This window comes from Bradyrhizobium australafricanum (assembly GCF_020329495.1).
Classification (GTDB): Bacteria; Pseudomonadota; Alphaproteobacteria; order Rhizobiales; family Xanthobacteraceae; genus Bradyrhizobium; species Bradyrhizobium australafricanum.
Genome location: NZ_JAGKJL010000015.1, coordinates 113,602 through 130,069 on the forward strand (window position 1 = coordinate 113,602; position 16,468 = coordinate 130,069).

The window sequence follows — 16,468 nt, forward strand, 5'->3', positions numbered from 1 at the left end:
CGCGCCAAACAGGAATCTAGAGCTGCGCGTCGCCCCTCGGGCCGACCGAGGCGATGCGCAGCATGTTGGTGGTGCCGGGGGCGCGGAGCGGCACGCCGGCGACGATGATGACGCGCTGGCCGGCCTTGGCAAAACCGTCGCGGAACGCAATCGAGCCGGCGCGGTCGACCATGTCGTCGAGATCGTGCGCGTCCTCGGCGACCACGCAATGCACCCCCCACACCACCGACAGCTTGCGGCCGGTGACGAGGTTCGGCGTGATCGCGACCACCGGCACCTTGGGGCGCTCGCGCGCCACGCGGATCGCGGTCGAACCTGATGACGTCCAGCAGATGATCGCCGACAGGTCGAGCGTCTCGGCGATCTGCCGCGCGGCGTCGGCAATGGCGTCACCCACCGTCGCTTCGGGATCGACGCGCTGCGCGTTGATCACGTTGCGATAGGTCGGGTCGCGCTCGACCTCCTCGCCGATGCGGTTCATGGTGGAGACTGCCTCCACCGGGAATTTGCCGGCGGCGGATTCCGCCGACAGCATGATGGCGTCGGCGCCTTCGTAGACGGCGGTGGCGACGTCGGAGACTTCGGCGCGCGTCGGCACCGGCGCCTGGATCATCGATTCCAGCATCTGGGTTGCGACCACCACCGGCCTGCCGGCGCGGCGCGCCATCCGGATCATCTGCTTCTGCAGGCTCGGCACCCGCTCCAGCGGCAGTTCGACGCCGAGATCGCCGCGCGCCACCATCAGCGCGTCCGACGCTTCGATGATGTCGGCAAGGCGGTCGATCGCCTGCGGCTTCTCGATCTTGGCCATCACGGCGGCGCGGCCGCGGATCATCTTCTTGGCCTCGATCACGTCCTCGGCACGCTGCACGAAGGACAGCGCGACCCAGTCGATCCCCTCCGGCAGCGCGGCTTCCAGGTCGGCGCGGTCCTTTGCGGTCATCGCCGACACCGGCAGATCGGTATCGGGCAGGCTGACGCCCTTGCGGTCCGACATCTTGCCGCCGATCACGACGCGCGTGACCGCGCGCTCGGGCGAGGTTTCCTCGGCGATCAGCCGCACCTTGCCGTCGTCGAGCAACAGCGCATGGCCCGGGCGGAGCGCCGCGAGGATCTCCGGATGCGGAAGCTGGACGCGGCTGTTGTCGCCCGGCGTCTTGTCGGAATCCAGAATGAAGCTCTGGCCGTTCTTGAGCTGGGTCGAGCCTTCCGCGAACGAGCCAAGCCGCAGCTTCGGCCCTTGCAGGTCGACCAGGATGCCGATCGGCCGGCCGTAGCTCGATTCGACATTGCGGATGGTCTTGACCAGCTCCCGCATCTTGTCGTGCGGGGTATGGCTCATGTTGATGCGGAAGACGTCGGCGCCCGCCTCGAACAGCTTGCGGATCATCGCGCTGTCTGAGGAGGCCGGGCCGAGCGTTGCGAGGATCTTGATTCGACGCAGTCGTCTCATGGTTTGTTTCCGGGTGGTGCGGCTGGCGGCAGACCAGACGCGCCCGGAGGCGCTGCGCCCGGCGGCGGGTTGGGCAGGCCCGGCATCGCCCCGGGACTTCCTGGACCCACGCCGCCCGGCATTCCCGGTACTTTCTGCGGCTGTTGTTCGTTGGCTTCGGTCAGCTGGACGGTCCATGCACGCTGCTCGCCGGTGTCGACCTCGAAGAAGCCGGTGCGGTCGAACCCGCGCGCCAGGCAATTTTCGGTGCCCTTGATGGTGAATTCCTTGTCGCGCGAGCACATGAAGGCCTGGCCGGACCATTCGCCGCCGCGATCATAGTCGAGAGCGTAGATGTAGTAATAGCGCGCCACAAGGTTGCCGCGCAGCAAGGTCTCGCAGGTGCGCGACGACACGTTCCACCAGCCCTCGGTGGTCCAGCCCTCGGCGTCCTTGTAGCCGAGCGCGATGCCGACGCGGCTCGAGGTGTTGTTGCAGAGCCGGAAATCGGCCGCCGCCGGACTCGTCCACAAGCAGGCCGCGACCAGCGCCAGCACCGGCAGGAGGCCGGCCAACGTCAGGCGGATATTGCGGGGAGCTGAGGCGAGGGAATCTGTTGGGCTCATGCAGCGAAGCTATATCAAATCATGGACGATTTCGCGTGCCCGGCCGGCACTGTCAACGGGCGGGCGCCCGTCTGCGATGCTGTCGGACCATGGGCGGGGTGGCCGGACCGGTCCGTTTTGCGCGCCGATATGGCAAAATCTGTGACAATTCCCACCTGATATCAATATGGTGAGCGCGACACACGGGATCACGATCATGAGCATTGACGACAAAACCAGAACGGAACTCGAGGCCGCGGTCTTCCGGCGTCTCGTCAGTCACCTGCGCAACCGCACCGATGTGCAAAACATCGACCTGATGAACCTCGCCGGCTTCTGCCGCAACTGCCTGTCCAACTGGATGAAGGAAGAGGCCGACGCCAAGGGCCTTGCGGTGAGCAAGGACGAGAGCCGTGAGGCGGTCTACGGCATGCCGTATGAGGAATGGAAGGCGAAGTATCAGGGCAGCGCGACGCCGGAGCAGCTCGCGGCGATGAAGAAAGCCCAAAGCGGGCATTAAATCTCAGCCTCTGTGACGTCAGTTCCGCGGCCGTCCGCATCTCCTGTGGGCGCGCTGTGGATGAGCGCGATGTTTCCTTGACGGAACGCGCGCCAAAATCGAGGGTCGCCCGCAGCAAGCGGTGCGCAAGGCGCGTATTCGCGTAACATTTTGATACCTGTTCAGGAGTGCGCGATGGCCACCACGTCTGCCGCCGTCAAGGAAGAGCCCGCAACGCGATTTGCCAAGGACCAGCTCAAGTCCATCATCGAGCGCATCGAGCGGCTGGAAGAAGAGAAGAAGACGATCTCGGACGACATCCGCGACGTCTATGCCGAGAGCAAGGGCAACGGCTTCGACGTCAAGGCGCTGCGCGCCATCATCCGTCTGCGCAAGCAGGATCCGAACGAGCGCCAGGAGCAGGAGACCATCCTGGAGACCTACATGCAGGCTTTGGGGATGCTCTGAGGCGGCCGGCGGCCCACTCTCTGCCGGGCGTTCGCCAAGGGCGGCCCCCAAAGGCGTCCTCCAAGGCGCGCCCCTCAAAGGCTCAGGTCAAAGCTGCTGGAAGGCCTCCTGTCGAGGCTTGGGTGAAATCCCGGGATTTGCTACACTGCCGGCGAGGCAACCGGGCAGATCGTTCAGATGGACGTGCCAGGACCAGAGCGCCGGCTCGCTGCGGTCCTCGCCGCCGACATGGTCGGCTATAGCCGCCTGATGGAGGCTGACGAGACGGGCACCCTTGCGCGCCTCAAAACCCATCGCATCGAGCTGATCGATCCGGCCATCGCCAAGAATCGCGGCCGCATCATCAAGACCACTGGCGACGGCCTGCTGGTTGAATTTCATAGCGTCGTCGATGCGGTGCTGTGCGCGGCCGAGGTCCAGAGCCGGATGGCGAAGCGCAACGCCGACGTCGCACCGGCGCGGTGGATGCAGTTTCGCATCGGCATCAATCTTGGCGACGTGATCGTTGACGGTGCCGATATCTTCGGCGACGGCGTCAACGTCGCGTCCCGCCTGGAGACGCTGGCCGAGCCCGGCGGCATCTGCATTTCCGGCGCGGTCCGCGATCAGGTCGGGGATCGCCTGGAAGATCTGAGCTTCGAGGATCTCGGCGACCAGACCGTCAAGAACATCGCGCGCCCGATCCGGGTTTTCCGCGTCCATCTCGAATCCGGTGCCAGGCCCGTTTCGGAGCACCCGAGTGTTGTGACCGGCCCTGTCGTCGCCAAGAAGCCCTCCATCGCCGTGCTGCCGCTCGTCAACATGAGCGGCGATCCCGAGCAGGAATTCTTCGCCGACGGGCTCACCGAGGACATCATCACCGAGCTGTCGCGCTTCCACGATCTGCTGGTGATCTCGCGCAACTCGAGCTTCGTGTACAAGGGCAAGGCCGTGAAGGTGCAGGACGTCGCGAAGGAATTCGCCGTCGACTATGTGCTGGAAGGCAGCGTGCGGAAGGCGGGCGGCCGGATCCGCGTCACCGTGCAGCTGATCGACGCCGTGGCCGACCGGCACGTCTGGGCCGAACGCTACGACCGCGAGCTTGCCGACATCTTCGCGATCCAGGACGAGATGACGCGCGCTATCGTGGCGACCTTGCCGGGGCGCGTCGAGGCTGCCGCGCATGACCGCGTCAAGCGCAAGCCGACCGACAACATGGCGGCCTATGAATGCGTGCTTGCCGCCAAGGTGCTGCATCATCGCTCGGCACGGGACGACAACGCGGAGGCGCAGCGCTTGCTCGAGCGGGCCATCGTGCTTGACCCAAACTATGCCCATGCCCACGCCTGGCGGGCCTGCGTGCTCGGCCAGACCTGGGTCTACAACTGGTGCACCGACCGCGACGCGACCATGGCGCAGGTCGCCGCAGAGCTCGAGATCGCGCTCAAGCTCGACGACAATGACAGTGACGTGCACCGGATCCTCGCCGCGCTGAACCTTAACCGCGACGACCACGACAAGGCGGCCTTCCACCAGGAGCGCGCGCTCGCGCTGAACCCGAACTACGACCTCGTGGTCGTGCAGCAGGGCGAGCTCCTGACCTGGCTCGGGCGGCCCGAGGAGGGCATCGACTGGATCAAGCGGGCGATGCGCCTCAATCCGTTCCATCCGGAGCGCTTCTGGAGCCATCTCGGCCGGGCCTGCTATTGCGCCGAGAAATACGCCGACGCCGTCGAGGCGTTCTCGCGCATCACGCGCCCCGACCACACCCATCATGCCTTCCTCGCGGCGACCTTCGCGCAGATGGGCAACACGGTGGCGGCCTCTGCCCACGCCGCCGAGGTGCTGAAGCGCGAGCCGAGCTTCTCGGTTGCCACGCACCTGACAACGCAGCGCTACAAGTGCGAGCCCGATCGGTCGCGTTACGAGGCCGGCCTGCTCAAGGCAGGGCTGCCGGCCTGAAGGGGCGGAAAGCTATCTTGTCGGCAGAAGCGCGGCTCAGCGCAGCGAGGCGGTGCGGAGCACGAAGGACTGGGTCGTCAGGAGGGCGGTCGCCGAGCCCGAGAAGCGGTCGCAGGTCATGCCCATCATCGGATCTTCCGAGAAGGTCATGACGACGGCGGCCTGCGGCTTCACGAAATGAGCCCGCATCATGGTCATGTCGGTGTCGCCAAGCACCGTGGTCAGCATGGCATTGCTGGCGCTCGGCGCCAGCATCACCACGCGCATCCAGATATCGTTGCCCTTGGCGGCCGAGATCCGCGCGGAGGTGGTAATCACGCCCTGGCTCGGTGCGCCCTTGGCAACGACGGTGTTGATTTCGGTGCTGGGACCCGCGGCATTGCGCGTCGGGCGCACGTTGCGCGGGATCGGCGCGGTCGCTGCGACGATGTTGGCGCGATCGACCGGTGACGCCGCGGGCGCATAGGCCAGTGCCTTGTTGAAGTTTTCGGTCGTCGTGCTGGCTGTGGTCTGCGGATCGCTACCGCCGACCGCCTCACGGGCCTTCAGCGCGGCTATCTGCGCCGCCGACGCCTGCTTCGGCGCCTCACCCTCGTCACCCCAGAAGCCGCGGGCATTGATGATGTCGGCAGGCGATTGCGGCGCGGTGTTCTCGGCCACCTGCACCATTTGCACCGCGGGCTTCGCCTTCGGCATCGGAACGAGTTGGGCGTCGGCGGCGGCGAGCTGGATGGCGGCGGCGAACTGCGGCTTGGCGCGCGGCAGCGGAACCGGATCGGCGGCTTTGGCGGGCGCGGCGGCGGCCACCACGGTGTTGGCGGCGGGCTTGTCGTTCACGCTGGCCGCGCCTTCGTCTTCATCGTCACTCGACTTGCCGCCACCGAACAGCTTCGCGAACAGGCTCGGCTTGCCGATGGTCGCGGCATCGTCACCGTTGCCGCGGCGCTCGATATCGGCCTTGGCAAGCTCATAGCCCTTGAGCGGCGTGCCGTCGGTCGGGACATGGACGGTGCGGCCGTCGGGGAACACCCTGACCAGCTGATCGCGGGTCATGCGCGGCCAGTGGCGGATGCTGCCGGTGTCGAGATGGACGAACGGCGAGCCCGAGGTCGGATAGAAGCCGACGCCGCCGCGCTGCAGGCGGAGGCCGGCGTAGCGGATCTGCTCCAGCGGCACGCCCGGGATGAAGAAGTCCATCGCATGCCCCAGCATGTGCTGGCTGTGGCGCGCAACGCCCGAGGAGCGGCGGCGGAGCATGGCGTTGGTGGCAGGGGCGCGATAGGCGGAGATGATCTGGATCGGCTGCTTGCCGCCGACGTCGTTATAGACGTCCCACAGGATGTCGAAGAGGTGACGGTCCATCACCGTTTCATCCTGGGAACGCCAGTCGCGCAGGAAGTGGTTGAGCTGCTTCAGCGCGCCTTCGTCGTAGCGGCCCTCGCGCTTGAAGGTGACGGTGAGGTCTTCGCCGGAATGGGTGTGGTGGAAGGAGAGGGTGCGGGTCTGGTTCAGCGCGGTGGCATCGTGCACCGATCCCGCGCCCGCCAACAGCAATAGCGCAGTCAGGCCGACTTGGTATCCGGCCTTAGGCAACGACAGCGGATTGCAGCGGCGTGCGAAGACAGCCAGCACTATGAGCCCACCCAGTCGACGAGCGTTCGGTCGGCATCTTTCGCAGACCCCCTGCGGAAGACGGTGAACGCTTTCTTAAAGCGGGAGGGTTAACCGAGGTTTACCGACCCGCCCCCAAGTTAGGCTTAACTAACTGGGCGACTGTGGCAAAAGATAGCCCTGCTCCCCGGCCGAGACCCGAAATGGTTAACGTAAACGATCTCGCCTTTTGAGCGAGATCGTTGATTTTGCTTCAAAATTTATCCCAATCGGGCGGAAATGCAGATTAGCGGGTGATCACCCGGCGCTGCTGCTGGGCCTGCCCGCGACGGATCGGCTGCGGCTCCGGCTGTCCGAATCCTCCGAACAGGCGCTCGAAGAAGTTTGGTCCGGAGGAGCCAAAGCCGTTGTCGCCGGCGACATTGACGCCGGCGGGCAGGCTGCTGCTCGGCGGACGCGAGTAGCTCGGCTGGGCGTGCGCCACCACCGTCTCGAGATCCTTGCCGCGGCCGTTCCTGAGCAGCGACAGCATGGCGGCGTCGCGGCCGTAAACGTCTCTGCGCAATTGCAGCTTGCCGGTATCGTCCACGAACGCGGTCTGGTAGGTGATGTTTACCGGGATCGGCGTCGGGAATTTCAAGTCGACCTCGCTCGAACCGTACATGCTGCGGATCCGCTCCGGCGTGTAGTGCTGGTTCGGCTCGGTAATGTTGAGCAGGACGGCGGCGTACTGATCGGGATTCTGCACGCGCATGCAGCCGTGGCTGAAAGCGCGCTCGTCCTTCGCGAACAGGTACTTGTCCGGCGTGTCGTGCTGATAGACAAGGAACTTGTTCGGGAAGTTGAAGCGGATGCGGCCGAGCGCGTTGGCCTCACCCGGTGGCTGCGAGATGTGAATCGAGCCGTCGCGGTTGCGCTCGAGCCTGAGGCCCATGCGCTGCAGCACCGTCGGATCCTGCTGCAGGGCCGGCAGATACTCGTTGTAGATGATCGACGGCGGCACGTTCCAGGTCGGATTGACCGTGATGTACTTCATCGTCTCGGTCAGAAGCGGCGTGGCATGCTGGCCGGGCTTTCCGGTGACGACGCGGGTGGTCCAGACCGGCGCGCCGTTCTGCATCACCTTCAGCGTGTAGTCCGGGATGTTGAGGATCACATAGGCATTGCCGACACTGGCGGCGCCGAGCTGGCGCGGCAGCCAGCGCCAGCGCTCCATGTTGACGATCACGGTGTCGATCTGCCGGTCGCGCTTCGGATTGTTCAGCGCCTTGACCGTGCGCTCGTCGAGAACGCCGGTCGGCTTGAGGTCGACGCTGCTCTGGAATTTCTCCACCGCTCGCGCGACCGTCGCGTCGTACTTGGTGCTGTCGGCATCCTCGGTGATGCCGAGCTTGTTGCGCAGGTCGGGCACGCGCGGATCGTCCATCTCGACCGCAGCCTGCTTCTTGCGCGCCGGCAAATATTTCAGCGCCGGGCCGTCGGCGATCGTGATGACCGGGCCGTCGCCCTGGCCGCGCAGCTCGGCGAGCTTCTTCTTCAGCTCCTTGTAGAGCTTCTGCGGCGGGTTGTAGCCGTCGAGCGCGGCGGAGGCGTCTTTCGCGGAGGTCACATTGGCGAACACTTCCGCCGGATCGATCGGGTGCTCCGGATAGAGAATGTCAGCCGACACCTGCGACCAGTGCATGCGGCCGCTCTGGGCCTGGCGGGCATAGTCCAGCATGCTGGACGCGAGCTTCAGCTCCGCGTCGGCCAGCGCGTCCGGCGAGGTCGCCGCGGCGAAATCCGGCACCGGATAGTCTGATGCATCGAGGCCGTCGGCGGCCGCGTCCTTCAGCCGGGCGATGACGCCCTTGCCGGCGTCGGTCAGCTTGCCGGCCTTGGTGAAGACCGGCGCGTATTCGCGAGCGGAATAGAACTTCTCGGCCGCTGCGCGCTCGTTCTTGCGGTCAAAGCTACGCAGCGACTTGCTGGCGAGCAGTTCGCGCAGCTTGTCGGCAACCGGCTGATCCTCGGCGGCAACGTTGCTTGCCGCCTTCGCCGGTTCGCCCGCCGGCGCTGCGGCGGTCGCCGGAGCAGGAGCTGTGGCCGGCGCCGCCGCCGTTGCAGGCGCGGGGCTTGTGGCAGGCGCGGTGGCCGTTGCGGGGGCGGGGGTGGCCGCCGCCGGCGCGACGGCGGTATCGGTCTTCGGTGCATCGGCGGGCTTCGTCGCCGGCGCGGTTACGACATCGGCGGGCTTCGGCTCGACGGCCTTTGCAGTCGCGCTCGGCTCTGCCGGCCTGGCGTCGACCGGTTTTGTCTCAGCGGGTTTGGCCTCGGTGGCGTGCACATCCGCTGGCTTCACGTCGGCCGGCTTGGCTGCATCGGGCAGCGCGGCGGTGGTGTCGGCCTTGAAATCGCTTGCGGTGGGGGGCGGCACGTTGGCCGGTTCGGGGCGCGGGATCGCCGCGTCGATCGCGAGTTCCGAGGCGCTGGAGTGCGGCGTGTCCTGCGCGAAGGCCGCGGTCGCGGACACCGTGAGGAAGGTTGCCGCGACGGCCATCAATACGCGGTCAAATCCTCGACGGTTGTTCGAACAGTCACGCATCGTCACACCCCCTGGGTGAAACTGCCCCTCATCAAACTGGAACAGTTCAAATCAGAATTTGGTTTCATAGCTTGCGCGAAGCGCCGGCCTCTCGATCGACTCGCACGCCTGCACACAACGAACGCAGACGATACCTTTGCCCCTCTCATGCAGCCAGCGCCATGCGGGGCAACTCACGACAAACTGACCTCGAAGCAGCTGATTTCGCTCCGGGCTGTGCGTTTTTGCCACGCGGCACAGCCTTTGTCTGTCACCGCCACGACACGGTTCAAAAGGTTCCCTGGTGCGGCCTGTCGGCCTCGAGGGCTAGGTGGCGTCGCTTGCGCGCGCGCCGGCCGCAGCTTCGTCGAGCTTGCGGTAGAGCGTCGAGCGGCCGATCTTGAGGCGGCGCGCGACCTCCGACATCTGTCCGCGATAATGCGAAATCGCGAAGCGGATGATCTCGTTCTCGAGATCTTCCAGCGGGCGCACCTCGCCCGCCGCATTGAGCATGGAAAGGCCGCCGGCGGTGGGCAGGGAGGCGACAACCGGTATTTCATTACCGGAGATCATGGCGGGGGCCGTGGATGGCGACACCACCAGCGGCTCGCCCTGCAGCGATTTGCCCTCCGGCGCCGGATGCGCCGTTCCTTGCGGGAAATCGGCGAGCCCGAGCTGGTCGCCATCGCTCATCACCACGGCGCGATACACCGTGTTCTCGAGCTGGCGGATGTTGCCCGGCCAATCGAGCTGCGAGAGGTGGGCCATCGCCTCGCCGCTGATGCCGGTGATGTTGCGGTTCTCCTCGGCGCAGAACCGCGCCAGGAAATGTCGCAGCAGATGCGGGATGTCTTCGCGTCGCTGTCGCAGCGCCGGAATGGTCAGCGGCAGCACGTGCAGGCGATAGAACAGGTCCTCGCGGAACTGGCCGCCTTTCACGAGATCAAGCAGCTTGCGGTTAGTCGCCGAGATGATGCGAACATCGACCTTGACCGGCTTGCGGCCGCCGACCGCCTCGACGGTGCCTTCCTGCAGGGCGCGCAGCAATTTCACCTGCGTGGCCAGCGGCAACTCACCAACCTCGTCGAGGAACAGCGTGCCACCATGGGCTTCGACGAACTTGCCCTGATGGCGCTCGGTGGCGCCGGTGAAGGCGCCCTTCTCGTGGCCGAACAGGATCGATTCGACGAGATTGTCCGGGATCGCGCCGCAATTCACCGCAACGAACGGCCTGGCCTTGCGCTCGCTGCTGCCGTGAATGGCGCGCGCGAACAGTTCCTTGCCGACGCCGGATTCGCCCTCGATCAGCACCGGGATCGTCGAGGACGCGGCCTTTTGCGCGGTGCGCAGCACCCCGGCCATCGCCTCGCTGCGGGTGATGATGTCGGAGAAGGTCAGCCGGCCCTCGCGGCTGTGGCGGATCCGCTGCAATTCGCCCTTCAGCGCCGAGGCGTTGAGGGCGTTGCGCAAGGAAACCTGCAGCCGCTCGAAGCCGACCGGCTTGACGACGAAATCCTGGGCACCGGCGCGCATCGCCGACACGACATTGTCGATGCCGCCATGCGCGGTCTGCACGATGACCGGGACGGTCAAACCAGCTTCACGAATTTTTGCGAGGACTCCAAGTCCGTCGAGGCCCGGCATCACGAGGTCGAGCACGACGGCGTCAATCGCCTGCGTCTCGGATGCGGTCAGGGCCGCGATCGCCGCGTCGCCACTGTCCACGACGAGGGGCTCATAGCCGCACTTCTGCACCATGTTTTCAACCAAACGGCGCTGTACTGCGTCGTCATCGGCGATCAAAATGGTGGCAGCCATGGTTTTCCCCGCACGCTACGTTTATTTGTCTCGAATCGGGGCAATGTCGCCGATGCCGATTAACGCACTCTTAAATGTTGCAAACCCGCATTCATTCCGCCGCCGCCGACATCTTTCCGACTGAACCAAGGTTACGAACAAGATGACCTCGCGCTCCAAAACTGCATCCAACAAGTCTGCCCTCAGCAAGGCCGCTCTCCGCAAGGAAGCCGCGTTGCGCAAGACGGCCGCGCAACGCAAATCGTCCACAGGCGGCCCGGCGGCGAAAAAGGCAGCCAGCAAGACCGGCAAGCTTCCGGAATGGAATCTGGCAGATCTCTACTCCGGTATCGATGCGCCTGAGGTCGCACGCGACTTGCAGAAAATGGACGCAGATTGCGTCGCGTTTGAGACCGACTACAAGGGCAGGCTTGCCGAAAATACCGCCAAGGAAGGCGGCGGAAAGTGGCTGGCCGAGGCGATCAGGCGCTACGAGGCGATCGACGATTTGGCTGGCCGTCTCGGCTCTTACGCCGGCCTGGTCCATGCCGGCGACAGCGTCGATCCCGCGATCTCGAAATTCTACGGCGATGTCTCCGAGCGGCTGACCGCCGCGTCGGTGCATCTGTTATTCTTCTCGCTCGAGCTCAATCGCGTCGACGATGATGTGATTGAGCGCGCGATGGCCGAACCCGAGCTCGGCCATTACCGGCCGTGGATCGAGGATCTGCGCAAGGACAAGCCGTACCAGCTCGAGGATCGCGTCGAGCAGCTGTTCCACGAAAAGGCGCAAAGCGGCTACGCGGCCTGGAACCGGCTGTTCGACCAGACCATCTCCAGCCTGCGTTTCAAGGTCGGCGGCAAGGAGCTCGCGATCGAGCCGACGCTGAACCTGCTGCAGGACAAGGCGGGGGACAAGCGCAAGGCTGCCGCGCAGGCGCTGGCCAAGACCTTCAAGGACAATGAGCGCAGCTTCGCGCTGATCACCAACACGCTCGCCAAGGACAAGGAAATCTCCGACCGCTGGCGCGGCTTCCAGGATGTCGCGGATTCCCGCCATCTCAACAACCGCGTCGAGCGCGAGGTGGTCGATGCGCTGGTCGCCTCGGTGCGCGCGGCCTATCCGAAGCTGTCGCACCGCTATTACGCGCTGAAAGCCGGCTGGTTCAAAAAGAAGAAGCTGCCGCACTGGGACCGCAACGCCCCGCTGCCGTTCGCGGCGACCGGCACCATCGCCTGGCCCGAGGCGCGCAACATGGTGCTGTCGGCCTATAGCGGCTTCTCGCCCAGGATGGCCGAGATTGCCGAACGCTTCTTCGACGATCGCTGGATCGATGCGCCGGTCCGTCCCGGCAAGGCGCCCGGCGCGTTCTCGCATCCGACCACGCCGTCGGCGCATCCCTATGTGCTGATGAACTATCAGGGCAAACCGCGCGACGTGATGACGCTGGCGCATGAGCTCGGTCATGGCGTCCATCAGGTGCTGGCGGCGAAGAACGGCGCGCTGATGGCGCCGACGCCGCTGACGCTGGCGGAAACCGCAAGCGTGTTCGGCGAGATGCTGACCTTCAAGCGGCTATTGTCCCAGACCAGGAACGCCAAGCAGCGTCAGGCGCTGCTCGCGGGCAAGGTCGAGGACATGATCAATACCGTGGTGCGGCAGATCGCGTTCTATTCATTCGAGCGCGCGGTTCATACCGAGCGCAAGAACGGCGAACTCACCGCCGAGCGGATCGGCCAGATCTGGCTCAGCGTGCAGGGCGAGAGCCTGGGGCCGGCGATCGAGATCAAGCCGGGCTACGAGACGTTCTGGATGTACATTCCGCACTTCATCCACTCGCCGTTCTACGTCTATGCCTATGCGTTCGGCGATTGCCTCGTGAACTCGCTCTATGCGGTCTACGAGCACGCGTCCGAAGGCTTTGCGGAGCGCTATCTCGACATGCTCGCCGCCGGCGGCACCAAGCACTACTCCGAGCTGCTACGGCCGTTCGGGCTCGACGCCAAGGACCCCAAATTCTGGGACGGCGGCCTGTCCGTCATCGCCGGCATGATCGACGAGCTGGAGGCGATGGGCTGAGGCCCATCGGCGTTCCGGCCGGGCCGGGCGGCAGCCGGTCCCGTGCCAGTTTCGTTCGGCGTTTTTTGCGCCTGGCGGCATGATCGTTCCATGATGCCTGCGTTTGGGAGGGCAATCCTGCCGAGGGGCTGCCGCGGCGTCGCCGCTCGAACGTGGATCGGGGACGATTTGCGCTTCAAATCGCCCGATCGGGACCGCGCCGTTGCCCTGCCTATCCGTTTGCGGTAATGGCTCGCGGAGGAACGCGAATTTCTGACTGGGGACAGCGATGGCAGACCATAGCGAAGTGGCCTACACGACCGCCGACGGCAACGATTACGTGGCGCATGAGCAGACCTATGAAGGGTTTCTCATGCTGGTCAAATGGGGCACCATCAGCGTCGCCATCATTCTCGCCTTGATGGCCTATTTCCTGGTCTGATCCTTAAGATCGGCTAGCGGCGCCGCCGTCCCGCGGCGGTGCCGGAATTTCCTGTCGAAACCCGGATGTAAAAACCGGGTATCCAAATCTGGCGAAAATAACGCTAGTTTGAAGACGCGTGCGCCGGTCGCGCCGCCGGAGGGCCCATGAAGATTGCCGTTGCCAAGGAAATTGATCCGTCCGAGCCGCGGGTTGCGGCCTCGCCCGATACCGTGAAGAAGTTCAAGGCACTCGGCGCAGAGGTCGCGGTCGAGCCGGGCGCGGGCATCAAGTCGGGCCTTCCCGATTCGGAGTTCACCGCAGTTGGCGCCACCGTCAGCGCGGACGCGCTCAAGGACGCCGACATCATCATCAAGGTGAAGCGGCCGGAAGCCTCCGAACTCTCCAAATACAAGCGCGGCGCGCTGGTCATCGCGATCATGGATCCCTATGGCAACGAGGCCGCGCTGAAGGCGATTGCCGATGCCGGCGTGTCCGCCTTCGCGATGGAATTGATGCCGCGCATCACCCGCGCGCAGGTGATGGACGTCTTGTCCTCGCAGGCTAACCTCGCCGGCTACCGCGCCGTGATCGAGGGCGCCGAGGCGTTTGGCCGCGCCTTCCCGATGATGATGACCGCCGCCGGCACCGTTCCGGCCGCCAAGGTGTTCGTGATGGGCGTCGGCGTCGCCGGCCTGCAGGCGATCGCGACCGCGCGGCGGCTCGGCGCCGTCGTCACCGCGACCGACGTGCGCCCGGCCACCAAGGAACAGGTCGAATCGCTCGGCGCGAAATTCCTCGCCGTCGAGGACGAGGAATTCAAGAACGCGCAGACCGCCGGCGGTTACGCCAAGGAAATGTCCAAGGAGTACCAGGCCAAGCAGGCCGCGCTGACCGCCGAGCACATCAAGAAGCAGGACATCGTGATCACGACCGCGCTGATCCCGGGCCGTCCGGCACCGAAGCTCGTCAGCGGCGAGATGGTGAAGTCGATGAAGCCCGGTTCGGTGCTGGTCGATCTCGCGGTCGAGCGCGGCGGCAATGTCGAGGGCGCGAGGCCCGGCGAAGTGGTCGAGACCGATGGCATCAAGATCGTCGGCTACACCAACGTCGCCGGCCGCGTCGCGTCGTCGGCCTCGAGCCTCTACGCGCGCAATTTGTTCTCGTTCATCGAGACGATGGTCGACAAGGCCAACAAGGCGCTCGCGGTCAATTGGGACGACGAGCTGGTGAAGGCCACCGCGCTGACCAAGGATGGCGCCGTCATCCATCCCAACTTCCAGCCGAAGTAAGGAGAGAAGCCATGGAGCATCTCGCGCAGGCCGTCGATCCGTTCGTGTTCCGGCTGTCGATTTTCGTCCTCGCCGTGTTTGTCGGCTATTTCGTGGTTTGGTCGGTGACCCCGGCGCTGCATACGCCGCTGATGAGCGTGACCAACGCGATCTCCTCGGTGATCGTGGTCGGCGCGCTGCTCGCGGTCGGCGTCGGCATGGTTTCGAGCGGTTCGGGCTGGGCCCGCGGCTTCGGCTTCGTCGCGCTGATCTTCGCCTGCGTGAACATCTTTGGCGGCTTCCTGGTCACCCAGCGCATGCTCGCGATGTACAAGAAGAAAGCCAAGTGAGCGGCAATCACCTCGGGGTGATGAGGATTTTGGGGGACCTGAGATGAGCGCCAATCTCTCTGCACTGTTGTATCTCGTGGCGGGGGTGCTGTTCATCCTGTCGCTGCGCGGCCTGTCGAGCCCGGCGTCGTCGCGCCAGGGCAACATGTTCGGCATGATCGGCATGGCGATCGCCGTCGGCACCACGCTGGCGAGCCATCCGCCGGCCGACGGCGTGGCCTGGCTGCTGGTCATCCTCGCGGTCGCGATCGGCGGCGGCATTGGCGCCGTGATCGCGCGCCGGGTGCCGATGACCTCGATGCCCGAGCTCGTCGCCGCGTTCCACTCGCTGGTCGGCATGGCCGCGGTGCTGGTCGCCGCCGGTGCGTTCTATGCGCCCGAGGCGTTCGACATCGGCACGCCCGGCCACATCCATCCGCAGAGCCTGGTCGAGATGTCGCTCGGCGTCGCGATCGGCGCGCTGACCTTCACCGGTTCGGTGATCGCGTTCCTGAAGCTGTCGGCACGGATGAGCGGCGCGCCGATCATCCTGCCGTTCCGCCACGTCATCAACATCGTGCTGGCGCTGGCGCTGGTGTTCTTCATCGTCGGCCTCGTGATGAGCGGCAGCGCGCTCGACTTCTGGCTGATCACCATCATCGCGCTGGCGCTCGGCGTGCTGATGATCATCCCGATCGGCGGCGCCGACATGCCGGTCGTGATCTCGATGCTGAACTCCTACTCCGGCTGGGCCGCGGCCGGCATCGGTTTCACGCTCGGCAATTCGGCGCTGATCATCACCGGTGCGCTGGTCGGCTCCTCCGGTGCGATCCTGTCCTACATCATGTGCCACGCCATGAACCGCTCGTTCATCTCGGTGATCCTCGGCGGCTTCGGCGGCGAGACCGCGGCGGCCGGCGGTGGCAGCGGCGAGCAGAAGCCCGCCAAGCTCGGCTCGGCGGATGATGCCGCCTTCATCATGAAGAACGCCTCCAAGGTCATCATCGTGCCCGGCTACGGCATGGCGGTGGCGCAGGCCCAGCACGCGCTGCGCGAGATGGCCGACATCCTGAAGAAGGAAGGCGTCGAGGTGAAATACGCCATTCACCCGGTCGCGGGCCGCATGCCCGGTCACATGAACGTGCTGCTGGCCGAGGCCAACGTGCCCTATGACGAGGTGTTCGAGCTCGAGGACATCAACTCGGAGTTCGCCCAGGCCGACATCGCCTTCGTGATCGGCGCCAACGACGTCACCAACCCGGCGGCCGAAGAGGATAAGACCTCGCCGATCTACGGCATGCCGGTGCTGCAGGTCTGGAAGGCCGGCACCGTGATGTTCATCAAGCGCTCGCTCGCCTCGGGCTATGCCGGCATCGACAACCCGCTGTTCTACCGCGACAACACCATGATGTTGCTCGGCGACGCCAAGAAGGTCACCGAGAACATCGTCAAGGCGATGTAAGGCGGTATCG

At 65.4% G+C, this 16,468-nt stretch carries 13 protein-coding genes; 8 read left to right on the forward strand and 5 right to left on the reverse strand.

Annotated features, from left to right (window positions below; genetic code table 11):
• Positions 1–16 precede the first annotated feature (16 nt).
• Together pyk and J6525_RS15920 are read right to left on the reverse strand one after the other, a co-directional pair.
• Positions 17–1,453, reverse strand: coding sequence for a pyruvate kinase (gene pyk, locus J6525_RS15915; protein ID WP_028340635.1), 1,437 nt, complete (start codon positions 1,451–1,453; stop codon positions 17–19).
• Positions 1,450–2,058, reverse strand: a complete 609-nt coding sequence (locus J6525_RS15920) for a DUF1036 domain-containing protein (protein WP_038377731.1) — start codon at positions 2,056–2,058, stop codon at positions 1,450–1,452. The genes pyk and J6525_RS15920 overlap by 4 nt, the downstream gene beginning before the upstream one ends.
• Before the next feature lie 196 nt (positions 2,059–2,254).
• On the opposite strand from J6525_RS15920, the gene J6525_RS15925 reads away from it, so the two are divergent.
• The 3 genes from J6525_RS15925 (at position 2,255) to J6525_RS15935 (ending at position 4,945) form a co-directional block, all read left to right on the forward strand.
• Complete coding sequence (locus J6525_RS15925; RefSeq protein ID WP_050422684.1) at positions 2,255–2,557, forward strand: DUF1244 domain-containing protein; 303 nt, start codon at positions 2,255–2,257, stop codon at positions 2,555–2,557.
• Positions 2,558–2,731: 174 nt separating this feature from the next.
• A complete protein-coding gene (locus J6525_RS15930; protein ID WP_016841616.1) occupies positions 2,732–3,004 on the forward strand; it encodes a DUF2312 domain-containing protein in 273 nt (90 codons plus the stop codon).
• A gap of 177 nt (positions 3,005–3,181) precedes the next feature.
• The gene (locus J6525_RS15935) at positions 3,182–4,945 is read left to right on the forward strand and encodes an adenylate/guanylate cyclase domain-containing protein (RefSeq protein ID WP_225645375.1); all 1,764 of its coding nucleotides are present in this window, start codon (positions 3,182–3,184) and stop codon (positions 4,943–4,945) included.
• Between the two features lie 36 nt (positions 4,946–4,981).
• On the opposite strand, the gene J6525_RS15940 is transcribed toward J6525_RS15935, so the two are convergent.
• From J6525_RS15940 to J6525_RS15950, 3 genes are all read right to left on the reverse strand, one after another.
• The gene (locus tag J6525_RS15940; RefSeq protein ID WP_092080762.1) at positions 4,982–6,577 is read right to left on the reverse strand and encodes a peptidoglycan L,D-endopeptidase MepK; all 1,596 of its coding nucleotides are present in this window, start codon (positions 6,575–6,577) and stop codon (positions 4,982–4,984) included.
• Between the two features lie 265 nt (positions 6,578–6,842).
• Positions 6,843–9,140, reverse strand: coding sequence for a L,D-transpeptidase family protein (locus J6525_RS15945; protein WP_225645376.1), 2,298 nt, complete (start codon positions 9,138–9,140; stop codon positions 6,843–6,845).
• 306 nt (positions 9,141–9,446) lie between these two features.
• Positions 9,447–10,937 (reverse strand): sigma-54-dependent transcriptional regulator, encoded by a 1,491-nt coding sequence (locus J6525_RS15950; RefSeq protein ID WP_225645377.1) that lies wholly within the window; start codon positions 10,935–10,937, stop codon positions 9,447–9,449.
• A 142-nt stretch (positions 10,938–11,079) separates the two neighbouring features.
• On the opposite strand from J6525_RS15950, the gene J6525_RS15955 reads away from it, so the two are divergent.
• From J6525_RS15955 to J6525_RS15975, 5 genes are all read left to right on the forward strand, one after another.
• Positions 11,080–12,996, forward strand: a complete 1,917-nt coding sequence (locus J6525_RS15955) for a M3 family oligoendopeptidase (RefSeq protein ID WP_225645378.1) — start codon at positions 11,080–11,082, stop codon at positions 12,994–12,996.
• Between the two features lie 268 nt (positions 12,997–13,264).
• A complete protein-coding gene (locus tag J6525_RS15960; RefSeq protein ID WP_092080774.1) occupies positions 13,265–13,417 on the forward strand; it encodes an aa3-type cytochrome c oxidase subunit IV in 153 nt (50 codons plus the stop codon).
• A 146-nt stretch (positions 13,418–13,563) separates the two neighbouring features.
• The gene (locus tag J6525_RS15965; RefSeq protein ID WP_225645379.1) at positions 13,564–14,688 is read left to right on the forward strand and encodes a Re/Si-specific NAD(P)(+) transhydrogenase subunit alpha; all 1,125 of its coding nucleotides are present in this window, start codon (positions 13,564–13,566) and stop codon (positions 14,686–14,688) included.
• 11 nt (positions 14,689–14,699) lie between these two features.
• On the forward strand, positions 14,700–15,017 hold the full coding sequence (locus J6525_RS15970) for a proton-translocating transhydrogenase family protein (RefSeq protein ID WP_016841609.1): 318 nt from the start codon (positions 14,700–14,702) through the stop codon (positions 15,015–15,017).
• A 43-nt stretch (positions 15,018–15,060) separates the two neighbouring features.
• Positions 15,061–16,458: an NAD(P)(+) transhydrogenase (Re/Si-specific) subunit beta gene (locus tag J6525_RS15975; RefSeq protein ID WP_028335992.1), complete on the forward strand. Its 1,398-nt coding sequence runs from the start codon at positions 15,061–15,063 to the stop codon at positions 16,456–16,458.
• The last annotated feature ends 10 nt before the right edge of the window (positions 16,459–16,468 follow it).

What these genes read in the sequence shown, in the direction of transcription:
- J6525_RS15935 (WP_225645375.1), top strand. Translation starts at nt 3,182, where the DNA reads ATGGACGTGCCAGGACCAGAGCGCCGGCTCGCTGCGGTCCTCGCCGCC.
- J6525_RS15950 (WP_225645377.1), bottom strand. Translation starts at nt 10,937, where the DNA reads ATGGCTGCCACCATTTTGATCGCCGATGACGACGCAGTACAGCGCCGT.
- J6525_RS15920 (WP_038377731.1), bottom strand. Translation starts at nt 2,058, where the DNA reads ATGAGCCCAACAGATTCCCTCGCCTCAGCTCCCCGCAATATCCGCCTG.
- J6525_RS15945 (WP_225645376.1), bottom strand. Translation starts at nt 9,140, where the DNA reads ATGCGTGACTGTTCGAACAACCGTCGAGGATTTGACCGCGTATTGATG.
- pyk (WP_028340635.1), bottom strand. Translation starts at nt 1,453, where the DNA reads ATGAGACGACTGCGTCGAATCAAGATCCTCGCAACGCTCGGCCCGGCC.
- J6525_RS15925 (WP_050422684.1), top strand. Translation starts at nt 2,255, where the DNA reads ATGAGCATTGACGACAAAACCAGAACGGAACTCGAGGCCGCGGTCTTC.
- J6525_RS15965 (WP_225645379.1), top strand. Translation starts at nt 13,564, where the DNA reads ATGAAGATTGCCGTTGCCAAGGAAATTGATCCGTCCGAGCCGCGGGTT.
- J6525_RS15960 (WP_092080774.1), top strand. Translation starts at nt 13,265, where the DNA reads ATGGCAGACCATAGCGAAGTGGCCTACACGACCGCCGACGGCAACGAT.
- J6525_RS15970 (WP_016841609.1), top strand. Translation starts at nt 14,700, where the DNA reads ATGGAGCATCTCGCGCAGGCCGTCGATCCGTTCGTGTTCCGGCTGTCG.
- J6525_RS15975 (WP_028335992.1), top strand. Translation starts at nt 15,061, where the DNA reads ATGAGCGCCAATCTCTCTGCACTGTTGTATCTCGTGGCGGGGGTGCTG.
- J6525_RS15930 (WP_016841616.1), top strand. Translation starts at nt 2,732, where the DNA reads ATGGCCACCACGTCTGCCGCCGTCAAGGAAGAGCCCGCAACGCGATTT.
- J6525_RS15955 (WP_225645378.1), top strand. Translation starts at nt 11,080, where the DNA reads ATGACCTCGCGCTCCAAAACTGCATCCAACAAGTCTGCCCTCAGCAAG.